Origin of the sequence: Rheinheimera fenheensis (genome assembly GCF_039871805.1) — a bacterium.
GTDB lineage: Bacteria > Pseudomonadota > Gammaproteobacteria > Enterobacterales > Alteromonadaceae > Alishewanella > Alishewanella fenheensis.
On sequence record NZ_JBDPJM010000006.1, the window covers coordinates 152,170 to 175,084 of the forward strand.

Genomic DNA, 22,915 nt, shown 5'->3' on the forward strand with positions numbered 1-22,915 from the left:
ATGAAGTTGTTAATAAGTGCACTGGTGCTGGCCGGAGCAGTGATTGCATCGCCGTCACAGGCCGCTCAGTGTGGCGAGATCCTCGGCCACTCTATGCAGCAGCTCAACACCCGTGAAAGCGTTGATTTATGTGACAGTTTTAAAGGTAAAACCCTGTTGGTAGTGAATACCGCCAGCAAATGTGGTTTTACCAAGCAGTTTGAAGGCTTGGAAGCGTTGTATCAGCAGTATAAAGACAAGGGCTTAGTGGTGCTGGGCTTCCCGTCAGACAGCTTTATGCAGGAATATGACGACGCCGAGAAAACGGCTGAAGTGTGTTATTTAACTTATGGCGTTAAATTCCCGATGTTTGCCAGCTCTAAGGTGCGTGGCGATGAGGCCAACCCGGTATTTAAAGCGCTGATTGCCAAAACCGGTGAATCACCAAGCTGGAACTTCAACAAGTATCTGGTAAGTAGCGATGAGCAAACGGTGAAACACTTTGGCAGCCGCACCGCGCCGGATGATAAGGACTTTATTGCTGCGCTGGAGAAAATGCTGGCAGCTAATGCTGCTGCAGCGACTGAAAGTAAAGCCGGCGAGTAAAATCTGCATCGGCGTAGTCAACTGCGGCTGGAACCTCGAGTTGGTCATCACAGAGTGTCTGAGCGAACGCTCAAGCGGTAGCGAGTTGCTTTGATGAGCCAAGGCGAGTGTTGCAGCGCAAGCAGTTGAGGGTTAGTTAACGCTAATTTCCGGCTTGATGAATTTGTTCAAAGGCGTTATCAACTGCTGTAGGTTTCGCTTCTGCAGCGCTGCGGGCTAACATATCGCAGCGTTCATTCTCTGGGTGGCCGGCATGGCCTTTAACCCAATGCCAGCTTACCTTGTGTTTTGCCGCAGCGGCATCCAACCGCTGCCACAAATCCTGATTTTTCACCGGCTGCTTTTGGCTGGTCTTCCAGTTATTGCGCTTCCAGCCAGAGAGCCACTGGGTAATGCCCAAGCGCACATACTGGCTGTCGGTGGTTAAGTCTACATCACAGCTATCTTTTAAACTTTCCAGCGCCACTATGGCCGCCAATAATTCCATGCGGTTATTGGTAGTGAGTTTAAAGCCGCCGCTTAATTCTTTGCGATGCTGTTTATAGGTGAGCACCACACCATAACCGCCCGGCCCCGGGTTGCCCAGGCAAGAGCCATCGGTGTAGATCGCAACTGTTTTGCGCATTAAGCCTTTCCTCAAACCAAAACGGCGTATAATCTAACCCAAATGCTGTAGAAAACGAAACCGCCATGGCAAAAAGACAAATTATCCTCGATACCGAAACCACCGGTATAAACCCGAAAGACGGCCACCGTATTATTGAAATTGGCTGTGTTGAGCTTATCAACCGCCGTTTTACCGGCAATAACTTTCATGTCTATATTAACCCGCAGCGTATTATTGACGCTGAAGCGGTGGCGGTGCACGGTATTACCAACGAGCGACTGAAAGATGAGCCTGTATTCGGCCAGATAGCGAAAAACTTTTTTGATTATATTCAAGGCGCTGAGCTGGTTATTCACAACGCTGCCTTCGACGTTGGCTTTATTAACCATGAGTTTTCACTGCTGCGCCCCGCGTTACCGCCAGTAGAGCAGTACTGCACTATTTTAGATACCTTATTACTGGCGCGGGAAATGCATCCGGGCCAGAAGAATAACTTAGATGCGCTGTGTCGACGGTACGACATTAACAACAGCCACCGTACCTTACACGGCGCTTTGCTCGACGCTGAAATTTTGGCAGATGTGTATCTGATGATGACCGGCGGTCAGGTTAGTTTAAACCTGGCTAATGAGCAGGATAATACCAGCAATAACAGTGGGCCGGTGGCGATACAACGTAGTGGTCGCTTAAAGGTGATCCGCGCCAGCGAAGCAGAGCTGGCTGCCCATGAAAGCCGGCTTGATCTGGTGCAGAAAAAAGGAGGCAGTTGCCTGTGGCGAAATTAATCTGTTGTCTGATGCTGTTGCTAGCGTTGCCTGTTTGGGCACAACAAGCAGAGCCGCAGTCACAAGAGGCGATTACACCACAGCAGGTCGAGCAGGCGCTGCAAGAACATGGCTTTGCGCTGCTAAACGATTTGCCGGTCAAAAACCAGATCCCGCTGTTCGATAACCGCTTTCGGGTAGATGACAACGTTGAGGAAATCACCTTACTGCTCTTTCGCAGACGAGGCTCAGCATCCGTGGTGTTGGTAAAGCCTGATGGCAGCAAAATCCACTTTAATACTGCAGAGGCTCAGCAGGTACGTTGGCACGATGCCAGCAGTTACGACTTAATTCAGATTAAAAACCCCATGCCAGGCCCCTGGCAAGCGATAGGCCGCTTGCTGCCGGAAAGCCGTATTATGCTGCTGACAGAAATCCGGCTGCAGGTAGACCCATTACCGGCTAACCTAATGGTAGGCGAAACGGTAAAAATAACCGCAAAACTGACCAATGGTGATGAACCTATTACCGCCAAAGACTTTAATGAAGTACTGGCGCTGGAAGTGATCTTTGTCAGCACCAATAACGCTGAATACGATAACTTTGGCCGCGGTGTGGTGCAGGTGGCGCAATTTCGTGACGACGGCAAAGGCTATGATGAAAGAGCGCGCGATGGTGTGTTTACCGGCGAGTTTCAGCTACGCTTTGTCGCCGGTGAATGGACGCCTAAATATATTGTCAGAACGCCACTGTATACCCGGGAGGTGCAACAAACACCGGTGGTGTTAAAACCTGCACCTATCGTAGCAGACATTACTGCCTCGCCTGCGGTTCCGGACGATAAACCAGAGCAGGAAGCGATACCGCATCAGGTTCTGTTTAAAGTTACTGACGCCAGTGTGAATGCCGAGAGTGTGTTGCTGCAGGGGCGGGTACGTTACCCCAATGGTGAGGTAGACAGCTTTGCGCTGAACGAGCCAGGCAGCACGCCGCGTGAACTGAAACTGCATAACCGTGGCCATGGTAGTTATATTTTGGAAGTATCGGCATACGGCACCATGCAGGATGGCCGCGAATTTATGCTGAACTTGCCTGAAGTGAGTTTCGTGGTTAACCGCCCGGTGGTTGAAGCGGTGGTGCTGGAGGAGTTACCCCAGCATATAAAAGATGAAATTGCTAAAGAAAACGCCCCGCCAGAGCCGGAGTTTCCCTGGCTGCTGGTGATCCTGGCAAACCTGGTGATTTTGGGCGGTGGTGGCGTAGCGATTTGGCTGGTGATGACGGATCGTAAATTCACTGACCTGATGTTTTGGCGTAAAAAGCCAGTAGCAGCACCAACCACAGCAAAACCAGCCGCCACAGCGGCGGCAACCGATAGAAATGCGCCGAATGCGCAAAAAAACAACGATATGGATGACATTCTTGATCTGACCTTGCCGGATGATTAAGGATTAAACAAAAGCGGCAAAAAAGAAGTTGACGGCCTTTTCGCTTATCCGTATCATTCCCGCCGCACTGCAGGATACCCAAATGAAATTTTGCAGCGCAATTGGCGCGGAGCGGTAGTTCAGTCGGTTAGAATACCGGCCTGTCACGCCGGGGGTCGCGGGTTCGAGTCCCGTCCGCTCCGCCACTTTAAACCAGCATTGCGCTGGTTTTTTGCTTTTGGTTAGCGGTAGTTCAGTGCGTGTCTAACGGTATCTCATTTCTAATTAGCAAAATAGCTTAACTGTTCACGCCTGGCATGCTCGTTAAGTTTGTCATTAATATAGCTTTTGTGTGCTGATTGCTCTGAGATCACATAAAACGCATCGATATGCTCCAGCAGCTGGCATTGGTAGTGTTTGGCGAAGGGCAGGTTATGCTGTTGCAGGTAATGGTCAAACGGCGCTTCGTAGGTCAGCAGCGCACTGCTGCGTGCTTTAATAAACATTTCAACCGCACTGATGCTGTCGGGCAGATCGATAAAGGTATAGCCTTTATCGGTTAATACCTGACGCTGGCCGTGGTAGTCAAAACCACGAATGGCGGCGATAGTAGGGGCTTTATCGCGTGCTACGGCCGCACCGTGTGTCAGTAACACTAACGATAGTTGCACATAAGGCGTGGCGACAAAGCTGACATTATCGGGCAAGGCTTTGGTTTGCTTAATATTAATAGTTAGGTCAACTTCACCGTTTTGCAGCATCTTGTAGAGTCTGGCCGGTGTCGCGCAAACGGTAGTCAGTTTAATGCTGTCTGTTTGCAGTAAATTACGAGTCAGCTCTACCGCCTCACCGCCACAGTTTTCGTTATCTGTCATAACAAAATAAGGTGGGAACTTATGTACTCCGAGGCGGATTTCACTGCCCCTTGCTAAGTTGCAGCACAGTAGTAAGCCTAACACCAGTAAGATACGCATACAGAGCCTTGTATTAACACTTAGCTGCATCTTAGCCTAAAGACGGACGCTTAAAAACCGGGCCATCGCAGCTAACTGACTGGTCGGATATTTGCCCGATACACCTCAGGCCCGCTTTTTCACCAACTGGGCAATATCATCAGCACTGCTGGCTACTTTTATATCACTGGTCGTTTTACACGGCCGCAGTTTTTCGCCTAGCACCAGCATACAGGGTGTTAAGAACAGCGTCAGCACCGTGGCGAAGGTTAAACCGCCGGCAATGGCACTGGAAAGCTGTGTCCACCATTGGGTTGAGGGCGCGCCAAAACCCAGGCTTGGCTCAAGCAGGTTTACGTTCACCGCCAAAACCATCGGCATCAGGCCCAACACTGTGGTAATCGAGGTTAGCAGCACCGGGCGCAGGCGTAAACAACCGGTTTCCAGCGCCGCATCGCGGGCAGACAAGCCGGCATCGCGCAGCTGATTATAGGTGTCAATAAGCACAATATTGTTATTCACCACTATGCCGGCCAGACCAATGATACCCATGCCCACCATGACAATGCCAAAGCTTTGGCCATTTACCAGCAGGCCCAAAAGTACACCTGCGGTGGAGAAAATTATCGCGGATAAAATAAGCAGACTTTGATACCAGCTATTAAATTGCACCAGCAATATCATCAGCATCAAAAATATCGCTGTAGCAAAAGCGCCGAGCAAAAAGCTCATCGCCTCTTGTTGGTCGGCACTTTCGCCGGCGGTTTTAACCAATACATTGTCTGGCAGCTTAATATCGCTACCCAGCAGTGCCTGTAAACGCTCACTTACCTGAAAGCCTTCTGCCAAATCGCTTTTTATCGTCACTGCCCGATTGCCATCAATGCGTTTGATGACACTGGTCTTTGGCGCTGGCACCAACTTGATAAAGTTACTCAGTGGTACCTGACCTCGCTGAGTTTGAATGGTTAAACGCCCCAACTGCTCTAAAGATCGCCAGTTTTGTGGGAAACGCACACGGATATCGACTTCGTCACTGGCATACTCGGGGCGGAATTTCGCCAGCAGCAAGCCATTGCTGATCATCTGCACGGCATTACCCACTGTCAGCACATCGGCACCGAAGCGGGCTGCGGCGGCGCGATCGACTTCAATACGCCATTCTATGCCGGGCAAACTGCGGTCATCTTCTATATCGACAAAGCCTTCCAGTTCACGCATTTTGGCAATAATGTGCTGTACGGCTTGCTCTGTAGCAGCACTTTCCATACTGCTAACCTGCAGCTCTATGGGTTTACCGGCTGCCGGGCCTTCCTGCTGCTGGCGAAACTCTAGAAGGACACCGGGAATGTCGGCAGTAAGCGCTCGCATGTCGTCTAAAATGGCCGCGGCGCGACGTCTGTCGTGCCAGTCGATAAACTGAAATTGCAAGGTGCCGACTACATCGGGTGCCAGCTCACCGCCAGCACTTGCCATTGAGCGCGCGTATAAGGCTTTTACTTCAGCTAAACCCAGCAAGCGCTGCTCGACCTTTTGCAGCAAGGCGTCTTTTTCGTAGATGGACATATCGCCCCGCGCCCGCACCCATACCTGAGCCGATTCTGGCTCTACTGACGGGAAAAACTCCAGGCCATGGTTGTACTTACCGTAAGCAACAAAAATCAGCAGCATAGCGCCCAGCATACCAGCAAAGGTTAAACCGGGACGGCGTAATAAGCGGCCAAGCAGGCTGCGGTAGGCTTTACCGGCACCGCTTTGCTGTACTTCGTGCACGGGTGGGCGTGCTTTGCTTAAGCCGCCCATTACCGGTAAGAATATTAGCGCCATGAATAATGACGCCACCAAACACAAAATGACGGTAGCGGGCAGGTACTTCATAAATTGACCGACTACACCGGGCCAGACCAATAACGGCATAAACACCACTATGGTGGTGGCAGTAGAAGCAATAATCGGCCAGGCCATCCGGCTGGCAGCATTGGCCCAGGCTTGTTTCGGCGGCTGGCCTTCAGCCAGGTTGCGATCTGCCAGTTCACTCACCACGATGGCGCCGTCTACCAACATGCCTGCGACTAAAATCAGCGCAAACAGCACGATGATATTCATGGTATAACCCAGCGCTGCTATCATCAGGATGCCGGCAAAAAAAGCACCGGGAATGGTAATACCCACCAGCAGTGCCGAGCGTACGCCCATAGTGGCAACAATCAGAATAAGCACCAGCACCACTGCAGTTAACACGTTGTTCAGTAAGTCTGACAGCATGTTTTTTACTTCTTTGGACTGGTCCATAATGTAGTTAATCTGCATACCGTCCGGAAACTGGCTACTGGCCTGCGTAATTAACGCCTTGGTTTGTTCAATGGTGGAAATAATATTGGCGCCGGCGCGTTTTTTTACCTCTAACACCACGGCAGGCTGGCCGTTAATGCGGGCAAAACCCAGTGGATCTTTAAAACTGCGGCTAATGGTGGCGACATCACCAAAGGTAATGACGGTATCGCCGTCGGTTTTGATCGGCATCGACAGCACATCGTCTAAATCTTCAATTACGCCCGGCACTTTTAGTGCCATGCGCCCGGCGCCGGTATCTAAACTGCCTGCGGCAACCAGGCGGTTATTGTTGGATACCAGGCTAAACAGCTGTTGGTAGTCCAGGCCATAACCTTCCAGCACCTGCGGGTCGACGACGATTTCCAGTAAGTCTTCACGGTCACCACCGATGTCCACTTCCAACACTTCGGGAATCGCCTCGATATTTTCCTGTAGCTGACGGGCAATAAATACCAGTTGGTTTTCTGATACCGGGCCGGACAACCCCACCGATAACACCGGAAACAGGCCGACATTAATCTCGTTTACCGTAGGCTCGTCAGCTTCGCTTGGCAGCTTGGAGCGCGCAGCATCTACCTTCACCCGCACATCGGCCAGGGCTTTGTCGGCGTCAAAGCCGGCGTCAAACTCAAGCATCACCGAGGCGTGGCCTTCGCTGGCGGTAGAGGTCATTTTTTTTATGCCTTCCAATGAACGCAGCTCGTGCTCCATCGGGCGCACTAACAAGCGCTCGCCATCTTCCGGACTGATGCCATCCAGCGACATTGACACATACATCATCGGAATAGCGACATCGGGGTTAGCTTCTTTGGGGATGGTTTGATAAGCGCTGATACCGGCAATAAATAAAAACACCAACAGCATCATGCTGGCGCGGCTTCGGCCAATAGCGGCTTGGATCAGCTGGTTCATTTTGCCTCTCCGCCCAGGCGCACTGTATCGCCGCTGGCAACAAAGCCCGCCCCCTGGGTGATAATATGGGCGCGCTGTGGCAGGCCGCTGACCCAGGCCCCATTATTATCAGCCGTTAATATCGTTACCGGGTAAATCGTCACCTGCTGCTGCTCATTCACTGTGGCAACTGTCAGTTGGCCATTATTATTCAGGCTGAGCAGTGCGGGCGAAATGCGATGCGCCTGGACACTATCAAGCTGTATTTCAACGGTGGCGCTGGCACCGGCGATGCGCCAATGCTGCGGGTTGTCGACAGTGACTTCTATGTAGAAACTACGGGTAGCGGCATCGGCGGCGTAGCTGATAAAACTCAGCTCGCCTTGCAGGCTGCGCCCGTCCAGCAAGCGGATATTCGCCCGCTGCCCCGTGTGCATAGCAGTAATATGTTGCTGTGGAATTTGCGCGGTGACTTTAAGTTTATCTATTTTTACCAGCTGCAACAGCTCGCTGGCGTTTTGCACCAGGTCGCCTACTTCAACATGCCTGCGGTCGATTACGCCGGCAAAAGGCGCTTGCGGCACCGTTTGACGCACTGCCAGGCTGGCGGATTTCATTTCTGCCTCGGCTTTGGCTAATTCGCTTTCCAGCCGGGTAAGCTCCGTGGCAGATAAAAACTGGGCTTTACCCAAGGTTTTGGCACTCGCCAGTTCAGTTTGGCGCAAGGTTAAATTTGCCTCAGCCTGAGCCAACATGGCGCTGCGGCCTTCATCGGAAATCCGCAGTAAGTCATCCCCTTGTTGTACAACGTCACCTTGTTGTTTTAATAAAGCCTCGATGCGGCCGGCCTGTTGCGCTTTTATACTGACACTGCGCCAGGGCAATACCTGGCCCTGAGCAATCTGGGTGGCCTGATAAGGCTGTGCCTCTGACCAGCGGGTTTCTACCTGGGGTAGTTGTTTTTCTGGTACTTGCTGTGCGGCCGGCGCGCTTTGCTGCGCACTATAATGGTCGCCGCTGAGCAACCAGAGCACTAAGGCGACAGCGAGAACAACGGCCAGAATAACAGGAGAGCGGGGCAGAGTTTTCAGCATAAGGCATCCTTGACGGCAAAAGGGTAGGGGGTGGTTTACCACAGTGGCAAATATACCTACAGGCTTGAATGTCATCAAGCCGCTAACTGTAAGCAAATATGGCAGGTTTAACCGTATTCCACACCCGGTTAAACCTGTAGAAGGTCAGTGCAGCTAGCTGCGGGCAAAGCGGCCTAATTGCTGCTGAGTACGGGCGGTGCCACTAAGCAGATCTTTTGCCGCCTGATCAATTGACGCCATCTGGCGGTATGCATCGCTGGTAACCTGTTCAATAGCAGTTAAATGCTGATGGGTTTGCTGGTAGCGTTGCTCTAACTGCGACACGGTTTGGTTAATATTCTGAATGCCGCTTTTTGCCTGTTGTAGCTCCTGCTGCAATTGCTGAAACTCGTCACTGGTGTTGGCAATTTGCTGCTGCGCTTGCTGTGCCTGCTGGTTCAGGCTTTGTGACTCGGTGCGGGTTTCGCCGACTAGCTGCTCCATTTCATTTAAGAAACCCGAAATTTGTTTGGTCGCGTCATTAACTTTGGCGGCCAGGGTGCGCACCTCGTCGGCCACCACGGCAAAGCCGCGGCCGGCATCACCGGCACGCGCCGCTTCAATCGCGGCGTTTAATGCCAGTAAATTAGTTTGATCGGAAAAGGTTTCTACCATCACCAGTATTTGCCGTACATTTTCAGAATTTTTGTGTAAGCCGGTAATGGTGCTGGCAAAGCTGTCCAATAATTTCACAATTCCCGACAGCTGACCGCTTAACTGTTGCATCTGCCCGCTGGCAACGGCGGCTTTGTCTACCGCTATACCAGAAACCTGATTCACTTCATCACCGTGCTGCACAATATCTGCCAGATCCTGTAACACCATGTCACTTTCGCGGCGAATTTGTCCGCTACGCTTTTCGGTATCTTGCAGATGGCTGCGGGTACTTTTTACTGCACCGGACACCTGCTCGTTCACCTGATGGGTTTCGCGGGCTTGCTGGTGAATGTCACCAAGCAACACGCCTAGCTGGCTAACGAACTGATTGTATTCTTCAGACAGGGTGCGAAACTCATCATAAGTAAAAGCCGGCAGACGGTGATGCAAATCTGTGCCTTTACGATTGGTGTCGTGCAGTGCAGATACCAGTGCTTTTACCGGCCGCACAATCAGATAATGCATATAGCCTATGGTAAACACATAGGCGCCAAGCCCCAACATTGCCAAAGCCCACCAAGCGGTGCCAGCACCGCCTGCGGGGTAAGCCAAATATAGTGCTAGGAGAAAAAAGAGGGCTAAGAAACTGATATTACCAATAATTTTACGGCTTAAGGTGGCAAAAAAACTGCGCTCGATAAACAGGTAAATAGAGGTGAAAGCCGTCATAAGGTCGCTCTTCCCGGTAAGTTAAACTCAGTAAAATCAGCATAACATAGCCTAAAACCGCCCGCGACCTCGATAGCTCATACCGGCTTGATCTGCAGCAAATGCCGCTTAAATGGGTAAGCGGCGGCTGATAAACCAGCCTGTGACCATAGCCCCAATAAAGGCCAGCGTACCCACACTACCTGAACTTATCGCCGCCAGTGCTGGCCCGGGGCAATAACCTACCAGGCCCCAGCCGGCGCCAAACAATAAAGAGCCGATAATCAGCGGTTTATCTAAATCTTTTTTGCTGGGTAAGTTAAAGTGACTGGCAAATAACGGCTTGTCTTTTTTAGCAAATAACCAAAAACCGGTGCTGTAAACCGCCAAACCTGCAGCCATCACCAATATCAGACTGGGGTCCCAGTTGGCATTTAGCGTCAAAAAGCCCAGTACCTTTTGCGGGTCAATCATCTGCGAATAAGCAATACCGACCGACATCAGTAAACCGGCAACAAAAGCAATAATAATGGGCATGGTAAACTCCTTAGCGCAGCAAGGTGGCAACAACAACGCCACTTAGCATAAACAACAGTGTGGCGGTAATCGAGCGGGGCGATAACCGGCTTATGCCGCAAATGCCATGGCCAGAGGTACAACCGCTACCCCAGCCGGTGCCGATACCGACCAATACGCCGGCAACAATGACCGGCCAGCCAAACTCTGGCGTGCTGTAGCTAAAGTCAGTAACCAGCAAGCCAAGTAGCAGCGGGCCAGCAACCACACCGGCGACAAAAGCCAGTCGCCAGCTGCGCCCTTCGTTGGTAAACAGCGCCGAGCTGGTAATGCCAGAAATGCCGGCAATACGGCCAGAGAAAATAAACAATATAATGGCGCCCAGGCCAATCAGGCCGCCGCCGATTAACGCTTCAAACGGGGTAAAGTTTTCCATGCTGTGCTCCTGTTACTGTTTAGTCGCCAAACCGGCATCCAGCCAGGCCTGCATACCACCTGCCACTGAGTAAACCTTGCCAAAGCCCATACGTTGCAATGACTCAGCGGCCAGTGCTGAACGTGCACCAGAGCGGCAAATCAGGTACACCGGCTGTGTCGCAAGCTGACTTAAGGCAACTGCAGGCTCACAGCCACTGGCGGCCACTTTGGGGTGATTATGAATATTCATCTCTAATACGCCGCGTGGGTAGTTTACCGCGCCGAAGATATGCTGCTGGCTAAACTCGGCAGGCTCGCGTACATCTACCAGTACGGTTTCACTGTCTTGTTTCAGCGCTTGTTGTAAATCATTAATGCTGACTTCCTTTATCACAGCTTTTGCTTCAGCGACCAGTTGTTGAGCGGTTTTCATTTGAGCCTCCCGGCTAACGTTAAAGAACAGATTGATAAATGACCACGGCGGCCATAACAACTAAGAAGACGGCAAAGGCACGCTGCAGCTGTTGTTTGGGTAAGCGCTTGCCCAGCGCTGAGCCGGTAAAGCTGCCAGCAATACCGGCGCCAATCATTAAACCGATGGTCGCCCAGTCAAACACCGCGCCCTGCGCTGCCATCACCCAATAGTATTTACCAAAACCAACAAAAGACTTCATGGCGATAACCACCAGACTGGTCGCCACGCCAACTGGCATACTCAAGCCGCCCAGCAACACCAAGGCAGGTACGATTAAGAAGCCGCCACCCACGCCAACAAAACCAGTAATGGCACCCACCACTAAACCATCAATAACAATTTTTACTGGTTTAAAGGCTTTGCCGTTACCCAGTTCGCCAATATTACTGCGCCACATCATCACGGCAGCGACCAACATCAGTATGGCAAACATTAGCAATTGCCAGCGGGCATCCACCAAGGTGCCCAGCCAGGCACCGCCATAGGTGCCCAGCATACCGGGCAGACCAAACCACCATACATGGCGCCAGCTGATTACACGTTGTAATCCATTACGCACTGAACCAAACAGGCTAATGCCCGCGACAATCAGCAGTGACGACGCAATGGCTAATTGTGGCGGCATGTGCAATAAATACAACAGTACCGGTACGGTCAAAATTGAGCCGCCAGAGCCAAATAGCCCCAGACTTAACCCGATAACAATGGCACCCAGTAAGGCTAACATAATGACTTTACCTTATATAACCAATAGGAATATACTTATAACCATAATTGCATTCTAGTGTGGGTTTGGTTAAACTGCAATCAAAATTTAGCAGGTTCTAATGTAAAGCTGTGTCTGACGGGGTGAGGTGAGTATGGTCGCAACTAACGCAACAATAGAAATGTTTTTTGACAAAGACAGCTCTACCTTCAGCTATGTGGTCGCTGATGTCAGTAGCGGTATAGCTGTGGTGATTGATCCGGTGCTGGACTATGACGCCGCCGCAGGCCAGGTGAGCACCGCAGGGGCTGATACCATTCTGGCTTATCTTGCCGCGAATAAGTTAACGCTGCAGTGGATTTTAGAAACCCATGCCCATGCTGACCATTTGTCCGCTGCGCATTACCTGAAAACCAAAACCGGCGCACCGGTAGCCATCGGCGAAGGCATTAAAAAGGTACAGCAAACCTTTAAGCTGGTGTTTAACATCGGTGATGATGAACTGCTGGCCAAGGGCGATTATTTCGACAAGCTGTTTGCCGACAATGAAACCTTCAGCATTGGTAGCCTTGAAGCCAAAGTCATTAACACACCGGGCCACACCAACGACAGTGTGAGTTATCTTATTGCAGGCAATTTGTTTGTCGGCGACTCACTGTTTATGCCTGATGCCGGCACTGCCCGTTGCGATTTCCCCGGTGGCGATGCTCATGTATTGTACCGCTCTATTCAGCGCATTTATCAGCTGCCCGACGACACGCAAATTTTTATGTGCCATGACTATCAGCCAAATGGCCGTGAGCTGAAATATCAAACCAGCGTGCTGGAGCAAAAAACACAGAATATTCATGTCAAAGCCGATACGCCTGAGCAGGAGTTTGTGCAAAAAAGGGAAGCGCGCGATAAAACGCTGGCGGTACCACGCTTAATATACCCCTCAGTGCAGGTGAATATCCGTGGCGGCCAGCTGCCTAAAGCGGAACAGAATGGCGTTAGCTATATTAAGATCCCGCTAAAGCAGGGCCAATAACACAGAAACGATCGGCTGAGGCTGACAGCCGATCGTTTCTGCACTATACACCGTACACCTGCTCAACAACTCAGCAACGGGAAGTGTACGGATGAAAAACAACACACAGCAGCCTTCAACTCAGATACCCGCAAAGGCGTATCAGCTTTACGATAAATACGCCCACGGCATGCTAAGCCGGCGCGACTTTTTTACTGCTATGGCCGGTTTGGCGGTAAATGCGACGCTGGCCACCACCTTTATTAACAGTATGCTGCCCAACTATGCATTGGCGCAGCAGGTCTCCTTTAATGATGCCGATATCATTGCCAGCTACCAGAAGTTTGCCTCGCCACAAGGCCATGGTGAAGGGCGGGGCTATCTGGTAAAACCGAAAAATGCCACTGCGCCGCTGCCATTGGTACTGGTGATCCACGAGAACCGCGGTTTAAACCCCTACATCGAAGATGTGGCCCGCCGTTTAGCCAAGGCCGGTTTTATTGCCTTTGCGCCAGACGCGTTATGGCCGCTGGGCGGCTACCCCGGCAATGACGATGCTGGCCGTGCCATGCAGCGCAGCTTGGACGGTGCAAAAATTGTTGCCGATTTAGAAGCCGCCGCCCGCTGGCTGAAGCAACTGGAAGGGGGAAGTGGCAAACTGGGGGTAGTGGGTTTTTGTTTTGGCGGTGCTATGACCGGGCGCCTGGCAGCACAGCTGCCTGATAGCGTCGACGCCGGTGTGCCATTTTATGGCTCGCCGCCACCGGCCGAGTCTATCGGTAACATTCGTGCGCCGTTACTGGTGCAGTTAGGTGAACTGGACGAGCGGGTTAATCAGCAATGGCCGGCCGCCGAAGCGCTATTTAAGCAGCATCAGCTTAACTACAAAATTGAAGTGTATCCGGCGTCGCATCATGGCTTTCATAACGACTCGACTCCCAGGTATAACAAAGAGATGGCGGAGCTGGCCTGGCAGCGAACACTGGCGTTTTTCCGTCAGCATTTAAGCTAAAAAAAGGCCGGTCAGGGGTTGGGGCACTGACCGGCCGAATGCAACAAGAGGTACTAAACTAAATGCAGTGTAACGCGCCTGGCAATACACTGGTTTGATATAACGCAAGCTTAAAGGCTTTACCGGTTAAAGGGGGTAACAAAGTGTAAGCGGTTATGACGGCCTGTCTCACCACTAAAACTGCAGTACAGCCTAATGTATCGCATGCAAAGCCCGCATTCTTATCTGGCATACCTCCAAAATATTCGCTATAAACGGCTGTGTTTTGAGTTTGGCTAAGGTGAATGAGATGACTGAGCAACATATTCCGCTGACCGATTTTATTGAATACCCACCAGAGCAGATGCTTGCTAGAGCACAGCAGTATCTGACGGATATTCGCCGTCGTCATTCTATTCGTAAGTTTTCCAACCGACCGGTGGCGCGTGAGATTATTGAACAATGTATATTGGCGGCAGGCTCAGCCCCCAGTGGTGCTAATCATCAGCCGTGGCACTTTGTTGCTATTCAAAGCCCTAATGTAAAACAGCAGATCCGCCAGGAGGCAGAAGCATTAGAGCAGGGTTTTTACAGTGGGCGTGCTGGTGAAGAATGGCTGGAGGCATTAAAACCGCTTGGCACAGATGCGAACAAAGCCTATCTGGATACAGCCCCCTGGCTCATTGCCGTATTTAGCCAAAAGCGCGGCGGCATAGCGGCAGCAGATGATAAAATTAACTACTACGTACATGAGTCAGTAGGCCTGGCCACTGGCTTTCTACTACAGGCACTGCACCACGCCGGTCTTGGCACCTTGACCCACACGCCCAAGCCGATGAGTTTTTTAAGCAAGATCTGTGGCCGCGACAATGAAAACGAGCGGCCCTATATGCTGATTGTCACCGGCTACCCGGCAGATGATGCCACCGTGCCAACACATGCGATGAAAAAGAAAAGCCTCGAACAGATCTGCAGCTTTTTGTAATGCAGCGCAAATGCTTATGTGGTCTAACCCGACGTTCATAGTATGCGATATCGCAGAGGCAGTTAGGGTTTTAAGTAACTACTAGTCGGGTCTCAGCGGTTGCAGACTGCTCAGTGCTGAATGGCTTGCTGCTTTTGTTGCAGCTGCCACATACGGGCGTACTCGCCTTTGGCGGCGAGTAACTCATCATGCTTACCCTGTTCGGCCAGCTGGCCGTTCTTTAGCACGATAATAATGTCGGCATCGGTAATGGTTGAAAGCCGGTGCGCGATGACCAGGCTGGTGTGATTGCGGCTTACCTCACGCATGGCCTGTAAAATAGCCTGCTCTGAGGCGGAATCCAGTGCGGAGGTAGCCTCGTCGAACACCAGGATCGCCGAGCCTTTTAACATCGCGCGGGCGATGGCGATACGCTGTTTTTCACCGCCGGATACTTTTAAGCCGCGCTCGCCCACTAGCGTGGCATCGCCCTCTGGCAGGCTATCGATAAAGTGGCGCAGGTGCGCCAGTTTAATCGCCTGATCAATCTCAGCCTCGCTGGCATTGGGCCGACCATAGCGGATATTGTCGCGGATGCTGCTGTTAAACAGCACCGTATCTTGGGGCACTATGGCAATGGCGCGGCGCAAGCTGTCCAGCGTCACCTTGCTGATGTCCTGGCCATCAATATAAATCGCGCCGGCGTTAATAGAGTAAAACCGGTACAATAAGCGCGATATAGTGCTTTTACCGGCACCACTGGCGCCGACCACCGCTACTTTGCTACCGGCGGCGACATTAAAACTGAGCTGCTGCAAGATCGGTCGCGCGGGCTGGTAGGCAAATGACACCTGCTCAAAGCGGATCTCGCCGCTTGTTAGTTGCAGCGGCATGGCATCGGGGTGATCGACAATAGCCGGCTTACGGTGTAGTAGCCCCAGCATATTTTCTAAATCTGTTAAAGCGCGGCGAATTTCACGGTAAACAAAACCTAAAAAATTCAGTGGCAAAAACAGCTGGATCATATAGGCATTTACCATCACCAAATCGCCTAGCGTCAGCTGTTTATTCACCACTTCGTCAGCGGCCAACCACATAAGTGCGGTAATGGCCGCAGCAATAATCAGCGCCTGCCCCGAGTTTAATGCCAGCAGGCTTAAGCGGTTTTTTAATCTGGCCTGCTCCCACTTGGCTAAAAAGCTGTCGTAGGTATTGGCCTCATATTGCTCGTTGTTAAAGTATTTTACCGTTTCGTAGTTTAGCAGGCTGTCGATGGCGCGGCTGTTGGTGGTGTTATCAGCCTGGTTGGCCTCGCGGGTGTATTTATTGCGCCACTCGGTAATCACAACAGTAAAAAAGATATAGATGCCCACTGCCAGCACGGTAACCAGTGAATACAGCGGTGAGAACAAGGCGGCGAAAATAACCGCAACGGCCAGAATTTCAAACAACGTCGGCGCGATATTAAACATTAAAAAGCGCATCAAGAAGCTTAAGCCATTGGTGCCGCGCTCGATATCACGGCTGATGCCGCCGGTTTGCCTGTCTAAGTGAAATGCCAGCTCCAGACTATGTAAGTGCTTAAACACCCGAAGGCCGAGTTGGCGCATCGCATGCTCTGTCACCCGGCCAAATAAGGCGTCTCTTACTTCGCCTAAAAATACCCCGGCAAAACGCAAGCCGCCGTACAAAAGTAACAGTGCAACCGGCAGCACTAACAATACTTGCTGGCCGCTATCCAGTGCATCGACAATGTATTTTAGCGCCACTGGCATAAACAGCACTGCGGCTTTGGCGCCAACCAGTGCCAGCAGCGCCAGCAGCACGCGGTATTTAAATTGCCACAAATACGGCCAAAGCATGGCCAGGGTTTGCTTCAAGCTGGTTGCCCCGGGGCGTTTAGTTGGCTCGGGTTGTTTGGCCGCAGAGCGCATACCGCGCATGGTTAATCCTTGTCACAACATCAGGCGTAGGTGCAAAGGTACGCGGTATCAACGGCCACCTGCAACTGAAATTTGCTGTTTGCCGGCACTTCAAATTGCTGGCCGCGGCTAAAGGTTTGCCAGCCTGCGGCGCCGGGTAGCAACACCGTTAAAGCCCCACTTATTACCGTCATCACTTCATGTTGGCTGGTGCCAAATTCATATTCGCCCGGCGCCATTACACCGACGGTGGCAGGGAGTTGCTCACCGGCAAAGGCGATTGAGGCCACTTTGCCGTCAAAATACTGGTTTACTTTAAACATCTGTCGCTCCTCTTTAACAAAGGCTAACAGTAAAACCTAATTACACGGTGAAAGAAATAGCCGTATATAAATTTAGCTATCTGGGTGGCCAAATTTTAGTGGTTATGTTGTAAAACAATCACTTGTATAGCTGTAAATTTATTTGACGAATTTGTGTCAAAAAAAACCTGACAATATTTAACCAAAGTTAATGAATCTGCCATAAAAGCGTTTTATATTCGACTGCCCCAAACAAAATAACACGATAACAATAACCCTAAAAATAACTCCAAGGAGCAACAATGAAACTCAGGATGCTATCAGCAACCATGGCTATGCTATTGGCCCCGGCGGTATCGTCACAGGTGTTTATCTCTGAATATGTTGAAGGTTCAGGCAATAACAAAGCGCTGGAATTTTATAACGCCGGCAACGAAGCAGTTAACTTGGCTGACTACCGCGTTAATGTATTTTTTAATGGCAGCAGCACGGCCGGTTTAAGTGTTGCGCTGGCAGGTGAATTAGTGCCGGGTGGTGTTTACGTATTTGCCTCAGCCAGCGCAGCGCCGGAACTGGTCGCCTTAGCAGACCAGACCACCAGCTCGGGCTTATGGAATGGCGATGATGCCATCACTCTCACCAAAGCAGGTGTTGTAGTCGACAGCATCGGCCAGATAGGCTTTGATCCGGGCTCAGCTTGGGGCAGTGGCAGCATTACCACGGCGAATGACACACTGCGTCGCGCAGCCGTGAGTGTGGATACCGAACCCTTTGATACCTTTGAACCAGCCGATCAATGGTTGGGGTTTGCTCAGGACGATTTTAGCGATATCGGTTTGTTTAACGGTGAGGGTGGCGGCCCGACTGATCCTGAGCCAGACCCAGACCCGGTTTTAAGCTGTGGCGCTGCCGCCACACCGATTTCCGCTATTCAGGGGCCAGGCTTTGCCAGCCCATTACTGGGCCAGACGGTGCAGGTAGAGGCGGTTGTCACCCAAACCTTACCCGGCCTGCGTGGTTATAACATTCAGGCTGTAGGCACTGAACAAGATAACGACCCCGCCACCTCTGAAGGCGTGTTTGTTTATGTTAACAGTAGTAACTTAACGGTAGCAGAAGGCCAGCGCGTGCGTTTATTGGCCACCGTAGCAGAATTTAATGGCCATACCCAGCTAACCAATATCAGTGCCAGTTTAGATTGTGGCAGCAGTGAATTGCCTACACCTACACCGTTGACCTTACCGGTTGCCAGTTTAGCTGTGCTGGAAGCCGTTGAAGGCATGCTGGTGCGCTTTGAGCAGGAGCTGACGGTAAACGATACCTTTACGTTGGGCCGTTTCGGCGAGTTAACCCTGGCTAATGGCCGACGGTATACACCAACACAAGTGGTTGCGCCAGGTGCTGAGGCGATTGCATTGGCAGAGCAGCATGCACTGAACAAAATTTTATTGGATGATGCCAGTACCCAGCAAAACCCTGCAGTGGTGCCTTACCCGGCTGGCGGCTTGTCAGCGGCCAATACGGTGCGCAGCGGCGATACTGTCGTTAATTTAACCGGTACTTTGCATTATGGTTTTAACGAATATCGTATTATGCCGACGCAGGTGCCAAACTTTGTCTCGTCTAACCCGCGTACTGCTGCTCCGCAATTAGCTGCCGACGGCAACGTGAAAGTAGCCAGCTTTAACGTGCTGAACTACTTCAATGGTGATGGGTTAGGCGGCAGCTTCCCAACGTCACGTGGTGCCGACAGTGCTGCTGAGTTTGAGCGTCAGCGGGCAAAAATTCTCTCTGCTATGGTGGCGCTGGATGCCAGTGTCATCGGTCTGATGGAAATTGAAAACGACGGCTACGCTGACACCTCTGCGATTGCCGATTTAGTGGCTGGTTTACGTCAGGCTTCAGGTATTGATGGCTGGCAGTATGTAAGTGCTGCAGGTCCGGTAGGCACTGATGAGATTGCGGTTGGGTTAATTTACCGTGCCGATCTGCTAAGCCCGGTGGGTGCGTTAAAGGTGTTAGATTCAAGCAATTCGGCTGTGGACGAGCAGGGCGTAGCCTTGTTTGATGATAGCCGCAACCGGCCGATGTTTGCCCAGCAGTTCCGCTTGCTGGAAAACGATGCTCAATTTGCCGTGATGGTTAACCACTTAAAATCTAAAGGCTCTGGCTGCGGTGCAGACGATCCTGATACCGGAGATGGTCAGGGCAACTGTAATCTAAACCGTACTCGTGCCGCTCAGGCTATCGGCATCTTTGCTGCAGAGCATTTTGCTGAGGTGCCGGCACTGGTGATTGGTGACTTAAACGCCTACGCTAAAGAAGATCCTATTACCACGCTGGCACAAGCCGGTTATCAGAACGTGTTCGAGGTACTGGGCAAGGTGCCAAGCCATGGTTACGTGTTCTCTGGTTTATCGGGTTCACTGGACCATGCACTGCTGAACGATCTGGCAGTTGAGTACCTGGCCGATGCAGCGAAATGGAACATTAATGCCGATGAACCAATAGCACTGGATTACAATGTCGAGTTTAAATCAGCACAGCAGCAGCTGGATTTCTATGCGCCGGATGCATATCGCTCGTCTGATCATGATCCGGTGATCGTAGCGCTGAACTTACCTGCCGTGATTCCGCCGCTGGATGTCAGTCTGCAGCTGTTGCGTACTGTCAGGTCACGCTTTGGCATGAGCCTGGTACAGCTACGCTGGAGTGGTGATGCCAGCGGTTTGACGCTGTATCGTGATGATGTGGCAGTAAGAGATTTAAACCCATCAGGACGGGTAAATGACAACTTCCGTTCCATGGCCGACAGCGTAACGTACAAGATCTGTCAGCAGGCGACGGGTAGTTGCTCAGAAGCCTTGGTGGTGCAGTTTAACTAAGCAGCAAACACAAGATAAAAAACGCCGGCATTATCGCCGGCGTTTTTGTGTTTAGTGCTTGATGTCGGTATTGCGCTTAAGCCGCTTTGACCTTTTTGCTACCCACTACTGCACCTGCACCTTGCTGCGGTAAACTTTTGTCCGCTGCCAGATATTCAGGCTCGAAGTCGTCCACGTTAATGGCAAATAAGCGGCCTTTCTCGGCGGTGCGCAGTTGTTCAGCTTCGGCTTCTGTAATGGCTTTTAACTCTAAGCCTAAATCAGCCACCTCATTCAGGCGGTAAAACGGTAAACGTTTACCTGCAGCATGCGCCACTTTATCAAAGACTGGCTCTGCAGCAAGAATGTCAGTTAAAGCCTGCTCCATTAAACCTAACTGGTTCAGTGGCTCGTTTTTCAGGTACAGGAAGTGACCCAGACGGTTACGTGCTTCGCCCGGCGTTTGCATGATGCGGGCAACTTTGTGCTCAACCACGTCAGAGGCTTTGCGAAGAGTACGACCCCAAGGAAACACAATACGCTTTAGCACCACACCGATTGCGCGGTTCGGGAAGTTATCAAATAACTCATTCAGCGCCAGCTGGGCTTTGGCCAGGTTGTCTTCACAGGCCCACTGTACCAGCGGTAAATCTTCGGCTTTACGGCCTTCGTCGTTGTAACGCTTCAGTACCGCTGAGGTTAAGTACAACATACTTAAAATATCACCCAGACGGGCCGAGATACGCTCGCGACGTTTCAAGTCACCGCCCAGGGTTCCCATAGCAACGTCTGACATCAGTGCTAACGCAGCACTGAAACGGTTCATCTGCTTATAATACTTGGCGGTAGCGTCAGCAAAAGGTGTGCTGCTAAAGGCACCACCGGTTAACGATAACCAGAAAGTACGGAAGAAGTTACTGATAGCAAAGCCGATATGGCCAAACAGCGCTTTATCAAAGGCGGTAACTGCCGCGCCCTGATCGTCTAACTGGGCAGCTTGTAGCTCAGCCAGTACATAAGGATGACAGCGGATAGCACCCTGACCATAAATAATCATGTTACGGGTCAGAATGTTGGCACCTTCTACCGTGATGGCAACAGGCGCCCCCTGATAACCGCGGGCCAGGTAGTTGTTCGGGCCCATACAAATGCCCTTACCACCGTGTACGTCCATTGCATCAATAATGGCCTGGCGCATCCGCTCAGTCATGTGGTACTTAGTGATAGCCGAGATTACCGACGGCTTTTCGCCAAGGTCAATTGAACCCACCGACATGGTGGTAGAGGCATCGGCCATATAGGCATAACCGCCAATACGGGCCATTGCTTCTTCTACGCCTTCCATTTTACCTATCGGCAGTTTGAACTGGCGGCGAATGCGGGCATAGGCACCCGTAGCCATAGCTACAGCTTTAATACCACCGGTACTGTTTGATGGCAGGGTAATAGCCCGGCCTACTGACAGACATTCAACCAGCATACGCCAGCCCTGACCGGCCATTTTGGCACCACCGATAATGTAATCCAATGGTACGAAAATGTTTTCACCCTGAGTAGGCCCGTTTTGAAACGGTACATTCAGCGGGAAGTGACGGCGGCCAATTTTAACGCCAGGCGTAGTAACCGGGATCAGCGCACAGGTAATACCCAGTTCTTCTTTATCGCCGAGTAATTTTTCCGGATCGTACAGTTTAAAGGCTAAGCCCAGTACAGTCGCAATTGGTGCCAGCGTAATATAACGCTTGTTCCAGGTCAGGCGCATACCAATAACTTCTTTGCCTTCCCACTCACCCTTACAGATAATACCGGTATCAGGAATAGCGCCGGCGTCAGAGCCTGCTTCCGGGCTGGTCAACGCAAAACAGGGCACTTCCAGGCCTTTTGCCAGACGGGGTAAATAATGATTTTTCTGCTCGTCAGTACCATAGTGCTGCAGCAGCTCGCCCGGGCCTAACGAGTTAGGCACACCGACGATACTTGATAATACCATGCTTTTACTGGTTAATTTTTGCAGAACGCAAGACTGGGCATAAGCGGAAAACTCCAGACCACCGTATTCTTTTTTGATGATCATGGCGAAGAAGCCTTTGTCTTTCAGGTACTGATATACCTCTGGCGATAAATCAGCGCGCTCATGCGTAGTATGCCAGTCGTCTACCATCGCCAACAGCTCTTCTACCGGGCCATCTAAAAAGGCTTGCTCTTCTGCACTTAGCCGTGGTGCCGGGAAGTTGTGCATCTTGTGCCAGTCGGGGTTGCCACGGAACAAATCGGCTTCCCACCAGGTGGTGCCGGCATCGATAGCTTCTTTTTCGGTGCTGGACATCTCTGGCATGATCTTACGGTATACGTTAAGCAACGGCTTGGTCAGATATTGCTGACGTATCCCGGCAATGTTTAACGGTAGGGCGATAACTAAAAACACAACCCAGGCAACAGTGCCGACAACATCAAAGGCACTGCCCAGTGCCAGTATTACCGCTATTGCGGCAGTAAACATGGTTAGGCTGGCACGGTTGTAAGCCAGTACACCAATAGCGGCGATAAGCGCCGCACAGAGAATTAACACTTCCATCTTTTGCTCCTGATAAGAGGTCTGACCACTATCTGGCTAGAGTAGAACGCTTTAGCGAAAGTTGCAAGCCTTTGCTGGTAATGGCCGGCAAAGTGATTGTCAACTTAAGTTGCAACTCGTAATCTTATACGCTTAAGCATAGCCTGCTGGTTTAATAATGCCTGCGGCTGTTATC

At 51.4% G+C, this 22,915-nt stretch carries 19 protein-coding genes and 1 tRNA gene; 8 read left to right on the plus strand and 12 right to left on the minus strand.

Going from position 1 to position 22,915, the window contains the following annotated elements:
* The gene (locus ABGI61_RS11005) at nucleotides 1-585 is read left to right on the plus strand and encodes a glutathione peroxidase (protein WP_347600996.1); all 585 of its coding nucleotides are present in this window, start codon (nucleotides 1-3) and stop codon (nucleotides 583-585) included.
* Nucleotides 586-727: 142 nt separating this feature from the next.
* Here the strand turns inward: ABGI61_RS11005 and rnhA are convergent, their stop codons facing one another.
* Nucleotides 728-1,210, minus strand: coding sequence for a ribonuclease HI (rnhA, locus tag ABGI61_RS11010; protein WP_347600998.1), 483 nt, complete (start codon nucleotides 1,208-1,210; stop codon nucleotides 728-730).
* 65 nt (nucleotides 1,211-1,275) lie between these two features.
* On the opposite strand from rnhA, the gene dnaQ reads away from it, so the two are divergent.
* From dnaQ to ABGI61_RS11025, 3 genes are all read left to right on the plus strand, one after another.
* Nucleotides 1,276-1,977 (plus strand): DNA polymerase III subunit epsilon, encoded by a 702-nt coding sequence (dnaQ, locus tag ABGI61_RS11015; RefSeq protein ID WP_347601000.1) that lies wholly within the window; start codon nucleotides 1,276-1,278, stop codon nucleotides 1,975-1,977.
* Nucleotides 1,965-3,404, plus strand: coding sequence for a TIGR03503 family protein (locus tag ABGI61_RS11020; RefSeq protein WP_347601002.1), 1,440 nt, complete (start codon nucleotides 1,965-1,967; stop codon nucleotides 3,402-3,404). Before dnaQ ends, ABGI61_RS11020 begins: the two co-directional genes overlap by 13 nt.
* 108 nt (nucleotides 3,405-3,512) lie before the next feature.
* Nucleotides 3,513-3,589 (plus strand) — tRNA-Asp (locus tag ABGI61_RS11025).
* A gap of 75 nt (nucleotides 3,590-3,664) precedes the next feature.
* On the opposite strand, the gene ABGI61_RS11030 is transcribed toward ABGI61_RS11025, so the two are convergent.
* The 8 genes from ABGI61_RS11030 to ABGI61_RS11065 form a co-directional block, all read right to left on the minus strand.
* Complete coding sequence (locus ABGI61_RS11030; RefSeq protein ID WP_347601004.1) at nucleotides 3,665-4,357, minus strand: transporter substrate-binding domain-containing protein; 693 nt, start codon at nucleotides 4,355-4,357, stop codon at nucleotides 3,665-3,667.
* Between the two features lie 105 nt (nucleotides 4,358-4,462).
* A complete protein-coding gene (locus ABGI61_RS11035; RefSeq protein WP_347601006.1) occupies nucleotides 4,463-7,582 on the minus strand; it encodes an efflux RND transporter permease subunit in 3,120 nt (1,039 codons plus the stop codon).
* A complete protein-coding gene (locus ABGI61_RS11040) occupies nucleotides 7,579-8,655 on the minus strand; it encodes an efflux RND transporter periplasmic adaptor subunit (RefSeq protein WP_347601008.1) in 1,077 nt (358 codons plus the stop codon). Before ABGI61_RS11040 ends, ABGI61_RS11035 begins: the two co-directional genes overlap by 4 nt.
* Before the next feature lie 153 nt (nucleotides 8,656-8,808).
* Nucleotides 8,809-10,020: a methyl-accepting chemotaxis protein gene (locus ABGI61_RS11045; RefSeq protein ID WP_347601010.1), complete on the minus strand. Its 1,212-nt coding sequence runs from the start codon at nucleotides 10,018-10,020 to the stop codon at nucleotides 8,809-8,811.
* Between the two features lie 108 nt (nucleotides 10,021-10,128).
* On the minus strand, nucleotides 10,129-10,536 hold the full coding sequence (locus tag ABGI61_RS11050; protein WP_347601012.1) for a DUF6691 family protein: 408 nt from the start codon (nucleotides 10,534-10,536) through the stop codon (nucleotides 10,129-10,131).
* Nucleotides 10,537-10,546: 10 nt separating this feature from the next.
* Complete coding sequence (locus ABGI61_RS11055) at nucleotides 10,547-10,951, minus strand: YeeE/YedE family protein (protein ID WP_347601014.1); 405 nt, start codon at nucleotides 10,949-10,951, stop codon at nucleotides 10,547-10,549.
* 12 nt (nucleotides 10,952-10,963) lie between these two features.
* Entirely contained in the window at nucleotides 10,964-11,365 is a 402-nt protein-coding gene (locus ABGI61_RS11060; RefSeq protein WP_347601016.1) for a rhodanese-like domain-containing protein, read from the minus strand.
* A 19-nt stretch (nucleotides 11,366-11,384) separates the two neighbouring features.
* Nucleotides 11,385-12,134 carry a sulfite exporter TauE/SafE family protein gene (locus ABGI61_RS11065; protein ID WP_347601018.1) on the minus strand — a complete coding sequence of 250 codons (750 nt, stop codon included), beginning with the start codon at nucleotides 12,132-12,134 and terminating at the stop codon, nucleotides 11,385-11,387.
* A 133-nt stretch (nucleotides 12,135-12,267) separates the two neighbouring features.
* Here ABGI61_RS11065 and ABGI61_RS11070 point away from each other — a divergent pair, with 133 nt between their 5' ends.
* From ABGI61_RS11070 to ABGI61_RS11080, 3 genes are all read left to right on the plus strand, one after another.
* On the plus strand, nucleotides 12,268-13,143 hold the full coding sequence (locus tag ABGI61_RS11070) for an MBL fold metallo-hydrolase (protein WP_347601020.1): 876 nt from the start codon (nucleotides 12,268-12,270) through the stop codon (nucleotides 13,141-13,143).
* 91 nt (nucleotides 13,144-13,234) lie between these two features.
* The gene (locus ABGI61_RS11075; protein WP_347601022.1) at nucleotides 13,235-14,134 is read left to right on the plus strand and encodes a dienelactone hydrolase family protein; all 900 of its coding nucleotides are present in this window, start codon (nucleotides 13,235-13,237) and stop codon (nucleotides 14,132-14,134) included.
* Between the two features lie 289 nt (nucleotides 14,135-14,423).
* On the plus strand, nucleotides 14,424-15,098 hold the full coding sequence (locus ABGI61_RS11080; RefSeq protein WP_347601024.1) for a nitroreductase family protein: 675 nt from the start codon (nucleotides 14,424-14,426) through the stop codon (nucleotides 15,096-15,098).
* A gap of 110 nt (nucleotides 15,099-15,208) precedes the next feature.
* Here ABGI61_RS11080 and ABGI61_RS11085 read toward each other — a convergent pair whose 3' ends face one another.
* Together ABGI61_RS11085 and ppnP are read right to left on the minus strand one after the other, a co-directional pair.
* A complete protein-coding gene (locus ABGI61_RS11085; protein ID WP_440590656.1) occupies nucleotides 15,209-17,011 on the minus strand; it encodes an ABCB family ABC transporter ATP-binding protein/permease in 1,803 nt (600 codons plus the stop codon).
* A 29-nt stretch (nucleotides 17,012-17,040) separates the two neighbouring features.
* Nucleotides 17,041-17,322, minus strand: coding sequence for a pyrimidine/purine nucleoside phosphorylase (gene ppnP, locus ABGI61_RS11090; protein ID WP_347601026.1), 282 nt, complete (start codon nucleotides 17,320-17,322; stop codon nucleotides 17,041-17,043).
* 281 nt (nucleotides 17,323-17,603) lie between these two features.
* On the opposite strand from ppnP, the gene ABGI61_RS11095 reads away from it, so the two are divergent.
* Nucleotides 17,604-20,186: an ExeM/NucH family extracellular endonuclease gene (locus tag ABGI61_RS11095; protein WP_347601028.1), complete on the plus strand. Its 2,583-nt coding sequence runs from the start codon at nucleotides 17,604-17,606 to the stop codon at nucleotides 20,184-20,186.
* Between the two features lie 76 nt (nucleotides 20,187-20,262).
* Here ABGI61_RS11095 and fadE read toward each other — a convergent pair whose 3' ends face one another.
* Nucleotides 20,263-22,740 carry an acyl-CoA dehydrogenase FadE gene (fadE, locus tag ABGI61_RS11100; RefSeq protein ID WP_347601030.1) on the minus strand — a complete coding sequence of 826 codons (2,478 nt, stop codon included), beginning with the start codon at nucleotides 22,738-22,740 and terminating at the stop codon, nucleotides 20,263-20,265.
* Between the last annotated feature and the right edge of the window lie 175 nt (nucleotides 22,741-22,915).

Bases quoted from the DNA above. Each gene is read 5' to 3' on its own strand.
- ABGI61_RS11060 (WP_347601016.1), bottom strand. From the start codon at position 11,365: ATGAAAACCGCTCAACAACTGGTCGCTGAAGCAAAAGCTGTGATAAAG.
- ABGI61_RS11065 (WP_347601018.1), bottom strand. From the start codon at position 12,134: ATGTTAGCCTTACTGGGTGCCATTGTTATCGGGTTAAGTCTGGGGCTA.
- ABGI61_RS11005 (WP_347600996.1), top strand. From the start codon at position 1: ATGAAGTTGTTAATAAGTGCACTGGTGCTGGCCGGAGCAGTGATTGCA.
- ABGI61_RS11085 (WP_440590656.1), bottom strand. From the start codon at position 17,011: ATGCGCTCTGCGGCCAAACAACCCGAGCCAACTAAACGCCCCGGGGCA.
- rnhA (WP_347600998.1), bottom strand. From the start codon at position 1,210: ATGCGCAAAACAGTTGCGATCTACACCGATGGCTCTTGCCTGGGCAAC.
- fadE (WP_347601030.1), bottom strand. From the start codon at position 22,740: ATGGAAGTGTTAATTCTCTGTGCGGCGCTTATCGCCGCTATTGGTGTA.
- ABGI61_RS11030 (WP_347601004.1), bottom strand. From the start codon at position 4,357: ATGCGTATCTTACTGGTGTTAGGCTTACTACTGTGCTGCAACTTAGCA.
- ABGI61_RS11050 (WP_347601012.1), bottom strand. From the start codon at position 10,536: ATGCCCATTATTATTGCTTTTGTTGCCGGTTTACTGATGTCGGTCGGT.
- ABGI61_RS11075 (WP_347601022.1), top strand. From the start codon at position 13,235: ATGAAAAACAACACACAGCAGCCTTCAACTCAGATACCCGCAAAGGCG.
- ABGI61_RS11040 (WP_347601008.1), bottom strand. From the start codon at position 8,655: ATGCTGAAAACTCTGCCCCGCTCTCCTGTTATTCTGGCCGTTGTTCTC.
- dnaQ (WP_347601000.1), top strand. From the start codon at position 1,276: ATGGCAAAAAGACAAATTATCCTCGATACCGAAACCACCGGTATAAAC.
- ABGI61_RS11055 (WP_347601014.1), bottom strand. From the start codon at position 10,951: ATGGAAAACTTTACCCCGTTTGAAGCGTTAATCGGCGGCGGCCTGATT.
- ABGI61_RS11080 (WP_347601024.1), top strand. From the start codon at position 14,424: ATGACTGAGCAACATATTCCGCTGACCGATTTTATTGAATACCCACCA.
- ABGI61_RS11095 (WP_347601028.1), top strand. From the start codon at position 17,604: ATGAAACTCAGGATGCTATCAGCAACCATGGCTATGCTATTGGCCCCG.
- ABGI61_RS11070 (WP_347601020.1), top strand. From the start codon at position 12,268: ATGGTCGCAACTAACGCAACAATAGAAATGTTTTTTGACAAAGACAGC.
- ppnP (WP_347601026.1), bottom strand. From the start codon at position 17,322: ATGTTTAAAGTAAACCAGTATTTTGACGGCAAAGTGGCCTCAATCGCC.
- ABGI61_RS11045 (WP_347601010.1), bottom strand. From the start codon at position 10,020: ATGACGGCTTTCACCTCTATTTACCTGTTTATCGAGCGCAGTTTTTTT.
- ABGI61_RS11035 (WP_347601006.1), bottom strand. From the start codon at position 7,582: ATGAACCAGCTGATCCAAGCCGCTATTGGCCGAAGCCGCGCCAGCATG.